General features: G+C 67.4%; 12 protein-coding genes. 3 read left to right on the top strand and 9 right to left on the bottom strand.

All coding sequences use genetic code 11. The features are described 5' to 3' along the window. Positions 1–33: 33 nt before the first annotated feature. Positions 34–450 (bottom strand): flagellar basal body rod protein FlgC, encoded by a 417-nt coding sequence (gene flgC / locus BAU07_RS15330; RefSeq protein ID WP_066659306.1) that lies wholly within the window; start codon positions 448–450, stop codon positions 34–36. Between the two features lie 19 nt (positions 451–469). Further along, positions 470–877 (bottom strand): flagellar basal body rod protein FlgB, encoded by a 408-nt coding sequence (flgB, locus tag BAU07_RS15335; protein WP_066659308.1) that lies wholly within the window; start codon positions 875–877, stop codon positions 470–472. A 252-nt stretch (positions 878–1,129) separates the two neighbouring features. On the opposite strand from flgB, the gene flgA reads away from it, so the two are divergent. From flgA to BAU07_RS15350, 3 genes are all read left to right on the top strand, one after another. Further along, entirely contained in the window at positions 1,130–1,858 is a 729-nt protein-coding gene (gene flgA, locus BAU07_RS15340; protein ID WP_066665469.1) for a flagellar basal body P-ring formation chaperone FlgA, read from the top strand. Between the two features lie 151 nt (positions 1,859–2,009). Further along, positions 2,010–2,303, top strand: a complete 294-nt coding sequence (flgM, locus tag BAU07_RS15345) for a flagellar biosynthesis anti-sigma factor FlgM (RefSeq protein ID WP_066659310.1) — start codon at positions 2,010–2,012, stop codon at positions 2,301–2,303. Positions 2,304–2,419: 116 nt separating this feature from the next. After that, a complete protein-coding gene (locus tag BAU07_RS15350) occupies positions 2,420–2,890 on the top strand; it encodes a flagella synthesis protein FlgN (RefSeq protein ID WP_066659312.1) in 471 nt (156 codons plus the stop codon). Positions 2,891–3,029: 139 nt separating this feature from the next. On the opposite strand, the gene flhF is transcribed toward BAU07_RS15350, so the two are convergent. The 7 genes from flhF to BAU07_RS15385 form a co-directional block, all read right to left on the bottom strand. Next, complete coding sequence (flhF, locus tag BAU07_RS15355; protein WP_066659314.1) at positions 3,030–5,552, bottom strand: flagellar biosynthesis protein FlhF; 2,523 nt, start codon at positions 5,550–5,552, stop codon at positions 3,030–3,032. Next, entirely contained in the window at positions 5,549–7,663 is a 2,115-nt protein-coding gene (gene flhA, locus BAU07_RS15360) for a flagellar biosynthesis protein FlhA (protein ID WP_066659317.1), read from the bottom strand. Before flhA ends, flhF begins: the two co-directional genes overlap by 4 nt. 3 nt (positions 7,664–7,666) lie before the next feature. After that, positions 7,667–8,821, bottom strand: coding sequence for a flagellar biosynthesis protein FlhB (gene flhB, locus BAU07_RS15365; RefSeq protein WP_066659320.1), 1,155 nt, complete (start codon positions 8,819–8,821; stop codon positions 7,667–7,669). Between the two features lie 936 nt (positions 8,822–9,757). Next, on the bottom strand, positions 9,758–10,387 hold the full coding sequence (gene cheZ, locus BAU07_RS15370) for a protein phosphatase CheZ (RefSeq protein ID WP_066659321.1): 630 nt from the start codon (positions 10,385–10,387) through the stop codon (positions 9,758–9,760). 10 nt (positions 10,388–10,397) lie between these two features. Next, positions 10,398–10,787, bottom strand: a complete 390-nt coding sequence (gene cheY / locus BAU07_RS15375; protein ID WP_066659323.1) for a chemotaxis response regulator CheY — start codon at positions 10,785–10,787, stop codon at positions 10,398–10,400. 51 nt (positions 10,788–10,838) lie between these two features. After that, positions 10,839–11,891 carry a protein-glutamate methylesterase/protein-glutamine glutaminase gene (locus tag BAU07_RS15380; protein WP_066659324.1) on the bottom strand — a complete coding sequence of 351 codons (1,053 nt, stop codon included), beginning with the start codon at positions 11,889–11,891 and terminating at the stop codon, positions 10,839–10,841. A 24-nt stretch (positions 11,892–11,915) separates the two neighbouring features. Further along, positions 11,916–12,767, bottom strand: a complete 852-nt coding sequence (locus BAU07_RS15385) for a CheR family methyltransferase (protein ID WP_066659325.1) — start codon at positions 12,765–12,767, stop codon at positions 11,916–11,918. Positions 12,768–12,769 lie beyond the last annotated feature (2 nt).

The raw sequence follows: 12,769 nt of genomic DNA on the forward strand, positions 1-12,769 counted from the left end.
TCCGGTGTCCGTGGATCGGCGTGGGGTCACGGCCTACTGGCCGATGGACAGCGTTCGCTGCATCAGGGCCTTGGCGGTGTTCAACACCTCCACATTGGCCTGGTACGAACGCGACGCCGAAATCATGTTCACGGTTTCCGCCACGGGGTCGACGTTGGGCATGGTGATGTAGCCCTGGGCGTCGGCCAGCGGGTGGCTGGGGTCGTACATGCGCTTCATCGGCGCGTTGTCCTGGATGATGCCGGCCACGCGCACGCCACCGACCTCCGCGCCGGCCGGCTGTCCGGCAGGCGGATTGACCTGGAACACGACCTGGCGGGCGCGGTAGGCCTGGCCGTCCGGCCCGGCCACGCTGTCCGCGTTGGCCAGGTTGCTGGCGGCCACGTTCATGCGCTGCGACTGCGCCGTCAGGGCGGAGCCCGCGATATCGAAGATGCTCAACAATCCCATGGTTTTCCTGGTCCGCGCGTTATTGGGAAATGGCCGTCAACATGTCCTTGAGCTTGGCGCTGAGGACTGTCATGGAGCTCTGGTAGTGCAGCGTGTTGTCGGCAAAGCGCACGCGCTCGGCGTCCATATCCACCGTATTGCCGTCCAGGCTGGCCTGGTAGGGCTCGCGGTACAGCAGGTCGACGGTCGGCTGCCCCTGCCCCTGCGCGGGAATGTGCCGCGGCGAAGTCAAGGCGAGGTTCACGGCCGGCAGGTTCATGGACGAGCCCATCGCGTTCTGCAGCGCCGCGCTGAAATCGAAATCGCGCGCCTTGTAGTTGGGCGTATCGGCATTGGCGATATTGGCCGACAGCACTTCCTGGCGCTGCGCGCGCAGGCCGAGCGATTGCTGGAAGAAGCCGATATCCTGGCTGAGACGATCTATCATGCGGGTCGTATCCTGTACGCGCCCCATCCCGGGGCGGCAAGCCTGTACCCGCCCTGTCGCGGGGCGGCAAGCCGACACAGTCGGCACGGCGTGGTGGGGGATTTCTGCATGACGGGAATCATAGGTGCGGGGCGTCGGCCACAATCATCCAAATAACCGGCCATTCCTCCGCCAATTCGCGTATTGCTTGCCGCCGCGCGCTTCTACAATCTCCCCATCTTCCATGCCTTGCGGCCTGCCGCGGGATCTTCCATGACGCGACGCTCTCTTTATCCTGCCCTGGCCCTGGCACTGGCCGCCCTCGGCGCCCCGACCCAGCAGGCCTACGCCCAGGCGCGCGCCGGCGGCGCGGCCGACGCCCCGCAGGACCCCGCTGCCGTCCAGCAGGTCGCCGAGGACTATCTGCGCCAGCAGTTGTCTTCCCTGCCGGGACAACCGAATATCCAGATGGACGAGGTGCATACCGACCGCCTGCCGGCCTGCGAGGCGCTGTCGGCATCCATCGCTGGGCAGGTACGGCCGCGCACGCGCATGAGCGTGGGCGTGCGCTGTTCCGCGCCACGCCCCTGGAACGTGTATGTCCAGGCCACGGTCAGCCTGCCCGGCCAATACTACGTGGCGGCCCGCCCCATCAATGCCGGCGAGACCATCGAGCTGACCGACCTGGCGCCGCGCGACGGCGACCTGATCAACCTGCCGGCCGGCGCCATCACCGATCCGCAGACGGTGGTCGGCATGACCGCCAGCAACCGCATCGGCATGGGGCAGGCCATCCGCGCGTCGACCCTGCGCAGCGCCGGTTCCGTCCAGCGCGGCCAGACGGTGCGCATCATGGCGCGGGGGCCCGGGTTCGTCGTCAGCAGCGAAGGCCAGGTCTTGAGCAATGCCTCGCCGGGCGCCATGGTGGAGGTCAAGACCTCCTCGGGGCAGATCGTCAGCGGCATCCTGCAGTCGCGCGGCACGGTGGAAGTCCCCCTGTAACCGGCCCCTCTTGAGCCCTTACGCCCCAGATGTTACAAGCTCATAACACCCCGGAAGCCCCCCTAAAGTTCGGGGATTTTCTGCCGTTACACAGGCATCAGCAGGCGGCTTCGCCTGCCCAGCCAGGAGCCCGCTCCGCGGGATTTCGACCGTGAAGATCAATACCTCGACCGCCCGGCCCACGACCACGCCCGCCGAGTCCGCCAGCACGCGCACCGCGTTGGGCCAAGCCTACGGCGGCGGCGGGGGCGCGGCGTCGAGCAGCGCCCAGGTGGACTTGAGCCCGGTCTCGCGCAAGCTGCTGGATATGCAGAGCGGCGGTTCGGACATCGATACCGCCAAGGTGGCCGCCATCCGCGACGCCATCGCCTCGGGGCAGATCAAGATCGATCCCACCCGCATCGCCGATGGGCTGATCGCCAGCGCCCAGGAACTGTTGAAGTAGCCGTGCCGGGACCGCCGCCATGTCGGGCCGGTTCCAGCATCTTTCCGCGGCCGCCCGCGCCCTTTCCGAACGCAAGCCGTAACCCGAGTCCTTCCACGTATTTCATCCGGACCATCATGAATAGCGCAGAAAAACTCTATGAATGCCTGCTGGAAGAGGATGCGCTCGTCGTCGAATTCACGGAACTCCTGGGATCCGAAACGGTAGCCCTGACGGAGCGTCAATCCTTCCAGGCCCTGAACGCGATTACCGAATCCAAGCACGGCATTGCCAGCCGGCTGCAAGCCCTGAGCGAACGGCGCGACGCGCTGCTGGCGGAAATGGGCCTGCCGCCGGGCCACGGCGGCACCACCCAGGCCGCGGAACGCGATCCGGACGTCGGGCGCATCTGGGCGCAGTTGCTGGATCGCTGCGCGGCGGCGGCCGGCATCAACGACCGCAACGGCGCGCTGATCGACATGCACCTGCGCTACACCGAGGAAGCGCTCGACGCGCTGCAGGCGCTGACCAAGCGCGCGAACCTGTACGATGCCAACGGCCGCTCGCGCCAGGGCGGCGGCTCGGGCAAGACCATCGTCGCGACTTGAAGCCGCATACGGGGCGTCCCCTTCCAGGGCGCGCCTGCACACACCCGCATCGCGGGTGGACCCAAGGAAAAGGGCCACGTTTCGTGGCCCTTTACATGCGGACCGCGCCATCGCCGGTCCGCCGCCTCCGGGTGCAGCCCTAGCCCGCCATTTCCACCATCGCGAAGAAGCGCAGCAAAGCCGGCGGCACCAGCCGGGCGGGCAGCTTGCGTTCGGGTCCCATCAGGCTTTGCAGCAGGCGCCGCATAACGGCGGCCGAGGGCGCGTGGGCCAATTGCCAGCAGGCGGCGCCCAACTGGCCCGCCATCAGCAACTGGCGCAGCATGGAGTCGTCGCCGGTGCAGCCCCCTGCCAAGGGCTGCCAGGCATGCGCCATGTAGCGGAATGTGCTTTTGGCGTGGTCGTGCAACACCAGCCAGCGCGACACCGCGGCGGCATCGGCCTGGGCCACGCCGACGTTGGTCAGGCCGTACAACTGCTGCACGACCCGGCCGCTGGGGTCGATCAGCTTGGCGCAGACCAGGCGCACCGGCGCCGCGTCGACGCCGCGGCCGGCCAGGACCACTTCCGTGCCTGCCGCCCACAGGCGCAGCGGCACGACCGCGTCCCCCACGACCTGGCTCAGGCCGACCATGTCGCCGGCTTCCCCGACGGGCACATAACCGAGCGTCTTGCCGACCGCCTGCAAGGTGGTAGGGGTCTCGTCCTGGATCACCCGCAGGGCGCCGGTGCAGCGGGACATCCACGCCATGCCTTGCGCCGACAGGGATTGCCACAGCGCGGCGGTACCGGCGGCCAGCAGGTGCACGGTGGGCAGCGGCTTGAGCGCCTGCGCCAGCCATGCGGCCCGCCCGGCCAGGGCGTCCGCCACGTTGGCGCGCGCCGCGCCACCGGATTCCAGGCTGGACACCATGCCATGCTCGAGCGCCAGCTGCTGCACCGGCGCGGCCAGCGCCGCGCCGCGATCGCTCATCAGCAGAGAAGCCATCAGCGTACCGCCCGGCATGCCCTGCCCGCTCATCGCGACCTGGCCGTGTATCGCCAGAAGATGACGCGCGCAAGTGGCCGGAAACTCCGTCCTTACCATGTCCAGCGGCGCACGGGCCAGGGCCGCGGTGGCCAGCGGCTGGTCACCGCCATAGCCGCGCCAGAGCTCGCGCGCCTGCACGCAGGCCGGATCGGTATTGATCCACGCCAGCGCGGCGTCCATATCGCGTTCCGTATCCGCATCGCTGCCCTGGGGCCTGAGCACCGCGGACGCAAGCAGTTGGCGACGCCGCACCGGGTCCATGGACAAGCCGCCGGCCTCGTCGCGCGAAGCCGACCACAGCGCGGCCAGGTCGGCCTCGCTGGGCGTGTAGAGCGCCGGCCGCCGCAGACAGGAGAAGGCACCATCGACCAGTTCGGCGGCGCTCGGCACGTCCAGGTGCTCGGGCACGCGCTGGCCCCGCGACACATAATGGATCGGCAGGCGGTGGCGGATCGCGGTATCCAGCGCGGCCGCATAGCGCGAGGCCTCGTCGAGTTTGGTGATGATGCAGCCGCGCACATCCTCGTCCGCGCCATTGCGATAGGCGTGGGCCACCTCGTCCAGGGTGTCGCCCTGGCTGGCGGCGTTCAGGACGACCAGGCGTTGCACCGGCCGGCCGGCGCCGCACAGCATCGCGGCCTGCTCGGCGACATGGCGATCGCGCTGGCTGATACCGGTGGTATCGATAAGGACGATCTTGCGCGTGCCCAGTTCGGCCAGCGTGGTGCGCAATTGGTCGACGTCGCGCACCGACCGCGTCGGTACGCCCATCAGGCGCCCGTAAATCTGCAATTGTTCGTGCGCGCCGATACGGAAATTGTCCGTGGTCAGCATGGCGACCTGCTCGCGTCCCACGCGTTCGACGCAGCGCGCGGCCAGCTTGGCCAGCGTCGTGGTTTTGCCCACGCCCGTCGGGCCGACCAGGGCGAAGACGCCGCCGTTGCCCAGCAGTTCATCTTCACCGCCGATAACCGGCAGGTGGGCAATCAGTTCATTGCGTGCCCAGCTCAGGGCGGCGGCGAAACTCAGGCGTGGCGGCAGGCGCGACAACATCGCACGCACCAGATTGGCGCTGAAGCCGGCCTCCAGCAGCGTGCGGAACAGGGTCGTGGGGACCGGTTCGCGGCTAAGGCCCTTGCCCCACATCAGTCCGTCGATACGCGTTTCGAGCGCACCGCGCAGCGCATTGAGGGCTTCGGTGACCTGTGCTGCATCGGGGGTTGCCGCGCCGGCCGGCTGGTACTGGCTGCTGTCCTCGTCCACCAGGGCCAGCGCCGCATCGTCGGGCACATAGCGGGGAGGCGGCGGGGACGCGCCGTGCAAGGCGCCGCGCGCCACGGGAGCCGGCGCGGGCGGGGCCGCCGGCGCCATCGCAGCCGGCGGGGCCACGGCAGCCGCGGTCCGGACCACGGTCTCCGGCTGCGCCCGGGGCGCGGTGGCGACCTCGACTGCTTCGGGCTGCGAGACGCGGATACGGCCTTCGTCATCGATGGCCGACGGGTCCGTGGCCATGACCTCGACGCCGCCATCGATGCTGCGGCTGGAAATGATCAGGGCGTCGGGCCCCAGCACAAGGCGTACTTCGCGCAACACTTCGCGGTGCGTCGCCGCGAAAAAACGGGTGATCTTCAAGCCTGGCCCCCGATCAGCGCGGTAACGCGCACAATGCGTTCATCTGGAATCTCCGTATTCGCCAGGACGCCCAACTGGGGCACGTGGTGGCGCAGGAAGCGTGAAAGCGGCGGCCGCAGCACCGGGGCCACGACAAGCACCGGGGCATTGCCCTGCGCCTCCTGGCGCGTGACGGCGGCGCGGGTCTCGCGCAGCAGGGTATCCGCCAGGCCCGGCTCCAGCACGCCGCTGGTGGAGATGGCCTGCGACAGTACGCGTTCCAGCTTCACATCCAGCGCGATGACCCGGACTTCCCCGTCGCCCGGGAACCACTGCTGCGTGATGGCGCGGCCCAGCGCGCGGCGCACCAGGGCGATCAGTTCGTTGACATCGGGCTGTCCGCCCGCGGTGGCGTTCAGCGCGGCCAGGCGCGGGCCGTGCTCGGACAGCGTATCCACAATGGAGCGCATGTCGCGGATCGGCACTTCCTCGGCCAACAGGCCTTGCAACACCTTCTGCAGCACCGTCAGGGACAAGGTCTTGGGCACCAGGTCCTCGACCAGCTTGGGCGCGTCGCGGCCGATGCGGTCCAGCAATTGCTGGACTTCCTGGCGACCGAGCAACTGAGCGCCATGGCGGTGCATCAGGTGGTTCAGGTGTGTGGCGACCACGGTGCTGGCGTCGACCACGGTGTAGCCGGCCACCTGCGCCTGGTCGCGCAGTCCGGCTTCCACCCATATGGCGGGCAGGCCGAAGGCCGGATCGGTGGTCGGCGTGCCCTTGAGCTTGACCGTGACGCCGCCCGGATCGATGGCCAGCCATTGGCCCGGCATGGCGACGCCGCGTCCCACTTCCACCCCGGACAGCAGGATGACATAGTCGTTGGGCTTGAGCTCCAGGTTGTCCCGGATATGTACCACCGGCGGCAGGAAACCCACATCCTGCGCGAACTTCTTGCGCAGGCTGCGCACGCGATGCAGCAGCTCGCCATTCTGCGAATGGTCCACCAGGGGGATCAACCGATATCCGACTTCCAGGCCCAGCTGGTCGACCATGGAGACGTCTTCCCAACTGGCCTCCGCCGCGGCGATCTTGGCCTGCTCCTGCGCGGCCGAAGGCTGCCGGGTCTGCTCCACCGCCGTGCGCGTCTGTTTCTTGTGCAACAGCCAGCCGCCGCCGCCGAACATCGCGGCCAGCGCCAGAAACGCGAGGTGCGGCATATTGGGGATCAGGCCGATCACGCCGATGATGCCAGCGGTAAGGAACAGGACGCTGGGATTCGAGAACAGCTGGCCGATCATCTGCTGGCCGATGTCCTGGTCGTTCGACACGCGCGACACCACGACACCGGCGGCGGTGGAGATGACCAGCGCCGGAATCTGCGCGACCAGGCCGTCGCCGATGGTCAGGAGCGTGTACACGCGGGCCGATTCGCCGACCGAGAGACCGTGCTGCGCCACGCCGACGATCAGGCCGCCGATGATGTTGAGCGCCATGATGAGCAGGCCGGCCACGGCGTCGCCGCGGACGAACTTGCTGGCGCCGTCCATGGAACCGAAGAAGTCGGCTTCCTGCGCCACTTCGCCGCGCCGGCGCCGGGCCTCGTCCTCGCGGATCAGGCCCGCGTTCAGGTCCGCGTCGATGGCCATCTGTTTGCCGGGCATGGCGTCCAGGGTGAACCGCGCCCCGACTTCGGCGATACGGCCGGCGCCCTTGGTGATGACGATGAAGTTGATGATCGTCAGGATCACGAACAGGATGATGCCGACGGCGAAATTGCCGCCCACCAGGAAGTGGCCGAAGGCCTCGATGACCTTGCCCGCCGCGTCGGGGCCGGTGTGGCCGTTCAGTAGAACGACGCGCGTGGAAGCCACGTTCAGCGACAGGCGCAGCAGCGTCGCGAACAGCAGCACCGACGGGAAGGCGGCAAAATCGAGCGGCTTGCGCGTGAACATGGCGACCAGCAGGATCATGATCGCCAATGCAATATTGAAGGTAAAGAACAGGTCGAGGATGAACGCCGGCAAGGGGAGGATCATCATCCCCAGGACCATGACGATCAGTATCGGCCCGGCGAGAAGACGCGCGTGGGCCGCGCCGTTGTTCTTGAACATGGCGATCAGCGCGCCCATTCCTTAAGCTCCTTGAGCGGCCATGGCGGCCGCGTGCGGGTCCAGCGCCTGGGGCACCGGCAAGTCGGCTGGCGGCACCGGTTCTGCCCAGCCCGGGCGCCAGGCCCGCAGCTGGAAAACCCATGCCAGGACTTCGGCGACGGCGGTATACAGTGCGGCGGGGATTTCCTGTCCCAGCTCGACATGGCGGTAAAGGGCGCGCGCGAGAGGCGGCGCCTCCAACATCGGGACGCGGTGTTCCTGCGCCAGTTCGCGGATGCGGGCGGCGATTTCGCCCATGCCTTTGGCGATGACCCGGGGCGCGGACATGTCGCCTTCGGTATAGCGCAGGGCGACCGCGTAATGGGTGGGGTTGGTGACGACGACGTCGGCCTTGGGAACCTCGGCCATCATGCGGCGTCGCGCCAGTTGGCGCTGGAGTTGGCGCATGCGCGCCTTGACCATGGGGTCGCCTTCGCTTTCCTTGAATTCCTGGCGCACGTCTTCCTTGCTCATGCGAAGTTTTTTGGCATGGCTGAACATTTGCCAGGGGACGTCGAGCATGGCGACCAGGAGGAGCGCACCCACGGCCATGGCGCAGCACATGGCGACGATGTTGAGCATGGTGGCGAGGGCGGCCGAGGGCGAGGCATGCATGATGCCGATCATGTCGTCGTGGTAGTGCCAGATGGCGCCCGCGGCCACGGAGCCGACGAGCAGGGCCTTGGCGACGGCCTTGATGAGCTCGACGACGGTCTGCCAGGAGAACATGCGGCCGATGCCGGACAGGGGGTTCAGCTTGGAGAGCTGGAATTCCAGCGGTTTTCCGGACCAGACGAGGCCGCCCAGGGCCATGGCGGCGAAGATGCCGGCGACGGCGAGCAGGCCGAGGACGGGCAGCAGGGCGAGCAGCCCGTGCCAGCCGCTTTCGGCGGCGCCGACGAGCATGTAGCTGGAGTCGCGGGCGACTTTGGGGTCGAAGCCCAGGGAGTTGCGCATGACGCCATCGAGGGTGGCATACATGTAGGCGCCCCCGCCCCAGAGGGCGGCAACGCCGGTGGCGAGCACGAGGAATGTGCTCAGTTCACGGGAACGGGGAACCTGCCCTTCCTCGCGCGCCTTTTCCAGGCGCCTCGGTGAGGCAGCTTCGGTTTTTTCGAGATCGCTTTCTTCGGCCATGCTTGACGCTTATCCGGACGTGGACGTGCCCACGGAATTGTAGGAAAAGCGCCTGAAAGCGAATGCGCGATCAGACCGGGTAAAGCGTCGCTTTTCGGGGTGTGGTGGGAGGTCTTCCGGCGGGTTGGGGACTGGCGGTTCCTGGGGAGTGTGGTTTCTGGGGAGTGTGGTTTCTGGGGAGTGTGGTTTCTGGGATGTCTGGCTTCTGGGACGGCTGGTTTCTTGGACGGCCGGCGGGGCAGTCGCCTGCCGGTGCCGTCGCGGGCGGTCGGTCCGGCGCCGCGGGGCGCCGGACACCGCTACGCACGCTCGTCCAGCGGCCGCTGCGCGGCGGGGTTCTTGTTCATACCCGTGCGGCTCGCTTCCCTTCGCGCCAGCTCGCTCTTCCCTTACGCGCCGTCCCCGGCAGGCGACTACCCCGCCGGCCTGCGGCGTCTCTCATTCACGGGTGCTGCCACCGTCTGGGTTCTTGCCGCTGCGTTGTGCGGGGCGTGCTGATGGAAGGTCTGGGCCCGCCCGCCGATGAACGGCCCGCGGGGGCCGCCCATCGGCATACGTTGCTCGAGGCCTTGTGGCGCTTCAGAACCAGCGTACTGGGTAGTGGTGCCGCTGCGGTGCTGCGGATGTTGAGGGCGCGTGGAAATATCGGTGGCCGTGGGCCTTCCATCGGCCGCTGCGGGCGCAGGGCGCGTAGCAAAGTCGCGGACCCCGCGGGCCGTGACTTTGCGGGCATCGGCAGACTTTCCAACGTCCAACGGTGTGGCGGTCCGGGTAGACTGCGGACCCCGCGTGGCGCACGGCGCGTGGCAAAGTCGCGGCCCCGCGGGCCGTGACATTGCGGGCATCGGCAGATTTTCCCGACGTCCGGAGGCACGGGCGGCCTGGAAGATTATTGCGGGGCGCGGGCCGGTTGCTGGTCGCCCCGTTTGGGTGCTGCTAGAAGCCCAGGCTGGACAGCAGGTCGTCGACCTGGTCCTGGCTGGTGACGACGTCCACTTTGCCGGTGGGGTTCACCTGGGGGCCGTTGAGCAGGGAATTGGCTTCGTCCCTGCGCTCGGTGGGAACGCTGTCGATGAGGACCTGGAGCAGTTCCTTTTCGATGGCGCCGACGACGTCCATCATCTTCATGATGACCTGGCCGGTGAGGTCCTGGAAATCCTGCGCCATCATGATTTCGAGCAGCTTGGATTGCGTCGCCTGCGTGTTGCGCGGGACGGCCTGCAGGAAGCCGCGGGTGTCCTGCACCAGTTCGCGGGCCTCGGCCAGTTCCAGGGGCTGGTCGAACCACTCGCGCCAGCGGTGGTCCAGCGCCTGCGCCTGCTTGGACATTTCTTCCTGGATAGGCTGGGTCTGGTCGATGGCGTTGAGCACGCGATGGGCGGCCTGCTCGGTCATCTGGGCGACGTAGCGCAAACGGTCGCGCGCGTCGGGGATCGCCTGCGCGGCGTCCTTGATGGCCTGGTCCAGGCCCAGTTCGCGCATACTGTCGCGCAGCATCCGCGTCAGCGACGCGATGCGTTGGATCAGCTCGCCGGGATCGCCGTTCGGGTTCTGCGTGGTCTCCATGGCCTTGCCCTCAGCTGCCGAGTTTTTCGAAGATCTTGTTCAGCTTTTCCTCGAGCGTGGCTGCGGTGAAAGGCTTGACGACATAACCGCTGGCGCCGGCCTGGGCCGCCGCGACGATGTTTTCTTTCTTCGCCTCGGCCGTCACCATGAGGACAGGCAGCTTGGACAGGTTGGCGTCGGCGCGGATCTGCTGCAGCATCGAGAGGCCGTCCAGGTTGGGCATGTTCCAGTCCGATACCACGAACTGGAAGCCTCCCGTGCGCAGCTTGTCCAGCGCCATCTGGCCGTCCTCGGCCTCGTCCACGTTTTCGAACCCGAGTTCCTTCAGCAGGTTGCGGACGATGCGACGCATGGTCGGAAAGTCGTCCACCACCAGAATCTTCAAATTTTTGTCAACCATCTCATCGACTCCAAAAGATAAATATTCGTCCGGGCGCTTCGCGGCCCGGCATCACACGCGGTGACCCCGGTCTCCCGCGTTGGCCAATATGCGTTCGCTCATCCCGTCCAGCGATACGATTTCATCGGCTCCGCCCAGCGCGATCGCCTCGCGCGGCATGCCGAACACGACGCAGCTGGCCTCGTCCTGCGCCAGGGTCCGTGCGCCGGCCCGCTTCATTTCCAGCAAGCCCGCCGCGCCGTCCTTGCCCATGCCGGTCAGGATCACACCGATGGCGTTCTGGCCGGCGCTGACCGCGGCCGAATGGAACAGTACATCGACGGACGGCCGGTGGCGGTTCACCGGCTCCGACGCGTCCAGTTCCACCACATAGTTGGCGCCGCTGCGGCTCAGGCGCATGTGGTAGTCGCCCCCCGGCGCCAGGTAGACGTGGCCGGGAAGCACCCGCTCGCCGTGCGTGGCCTCGCGCACGGTCAGGCTGCAGAGGGAATCCAGGCGTTGGGCGAACGAACGGGTAAAGCCCGCCGGCATGTGTTGCGTGATCAGAATGGCCGGGCTGTCTGGCGGCATGGGCTGCAGTACATGCCGTATGGCTTCGGTGCCGCCCGTGGAAGCGCCGATGATCACCAGCTTCTCCGAACTGGACAGCGGCGAACGCAGCACCTGCCGGGACGGCGCGGCCGGCGCCAGCGCGCGTGGACGGGCCCGCGCGGCGGCACGGAGCTTGTCGGTAATGAGCTCGGTGTACTCGAGCAGTCCATCACGGATGCCCAGCTTGGGCTTGGTGACGAAGTCGACGGCGCCCAGCTCCAGCGCCCGCAAGGTGATCTCGGAGCCACGTTCGGTCAGCGACGACACCATCAGGACCGGCATCGGACGCAGCCGCATCAGCTTTTCCAGGAAGTCCAGGCCGTCCATGCGCGGCATTTCGACATCCAGCGTCAGCACGTCCGGGTTGTGCTTCTTGATGAGTTCGCGCGCAACCAGCGGATCGGGCGCGGTCGCGACGACCGTCATGTCCGGCTGGCTGTTGATGATCTCCGTCATCAGGCCGCGCACCAGCGCGGAATCGTCGACGCATAGAACCGTTATTTTTTTCTGCATGTCGTTTGCCGATGGGGCGCGCCCTTACGGTCTCCCCAGGCATTCATAGACTGTCTGCCCGCGCAGCCGGAAATCGCGACTGATATAGCTGAAGTTTTCGGAGTGGCCGGCAAACAGCAGGCCACCGGGTTTCAACAACGGCGCAAAGCGCTCCAGGATCCGCGCCTGCGTCGGTTTGTCGAAATAGATCATGACGTTGCGGCAGAAGATGGCGTCGAACTTCTCTTGGATCGGCCAACTGGGCGCGAGCAGGTTCAGGGTGTCGAAGCGCACCATGCCGGCAACTTCGGGCCGGACCCGCACCTGTCCCGCCGCGGCGCCCTTGCCCTTCAGGAAAAAGCGCTTGAGCCGGGCCTCCTCGACCTTGGCGACGCGCTCGTAAGGATAGACAGCGGTGCGGGCACGCTGCAGCACATTCGTGTCGATGTCGGTGGCCAGTACGGTCGCGCTGGTGGCGGCCCGCGCGCCCAGCGCCTCCATCAGCGTGATGGCAATCGAGTACGGCTCCTCGCCTGTCGAGGCGGCACAGCACCATATGGACACCGGCTGCGGCCGCGCGGCGGCGAACTTGGCCAGGATGGGGAAATGGTGCGACTCGCGAAAGAAGGCGGTCAGGTTGGTAGTCAGCGCGTTGACGAAATCTTCCCATTCGGGGTCGTCCGGCCGGGATTCGAGCTGGTCCAGATAGCTGCTGAAGTCCACGCGGCCCAGGGCGCGCAGCCGCCTGGCCAGACGGCTGTAGACCATCTCCCGCTTGTGGGTGCCCAGCGAGATGCCGGCGCGGGCGTGGATCATATTGCGCACGCGCGAAAAGTCGGTCTCTCGGAACTCGAATTGCCGTTCGACCGGGTTCGCGGATGCCGTCGCCGTGGCCACGT

The sequence above is a fragment of the Bordetella flabilis genome (genome assembly GCF_001676725.1).
GTDB lineage: Bacteria > Pseudomonadota > Gammaproteobacteria > Burkholderiales > Burkholderiaceae_B > Bordetella_C > Bordetella_C flabilis.

Coding starts and splice junctions, on each gene's coding strand:
- flgC (WP_066659306.1), bottom strand. CDS start 450: ATGGGATTGTTGAGCATCTTCGATATCGCGGGCTCCGCCCTGACGGCG.
- flhB (WP_066659320.1), bottom strand. CDS start 8,821: ATGGCCGAAGAAAGCGATCTCGAAAAAACCGAAGCTGCCTCACCGAGG.
- cheY (WP_066659323.1), bottom strand. CDS start 10,787: ATGGTTGACAAAAATTTGAAGATTCTGGTGGTGGACGACTTTCCGACC.
- BAU07_RS15350 (WP_066659312.1), top strand. CDS start 2,420: ATGAATAGCGCAGAAAAACTCTATGAATGCCTGCTGGAAGAGGATGCG.
- BAU07_RS15380 (WP_066659324.1), bottom strand. CDS start 11,891: ATGCAGAAAAAAATAACGGTTCTATGCGTCGACGATTCCGCGCTGGTG.
- flgA (WP_066665469.1), top strand. CDS start 1,130: ATGACGCGACGCTCTCTTTATCCTGCCCTGGCCCTGGCACTGGCCGCC.
- flhA (WP_066659317.1), bottom strand. CDS start 7,663: ATGGGCGCGCTGATCGCCATGTTCAAGAACAACGGCGCGGCCCACGCG.
- flgB (WP_066659308.1), bottom strand. CDS start 877: ATGATAGATCGTCTCAGCCAGGATATCGGCTTCTTCCAGCAATCGCTC.
- cheZ (WP_066659321.1), bottom strand. CDS start 10,387: ATGGAGACCACGCAGAACCCGAACGGCGATCCCGGCGAGCTGATCCAA.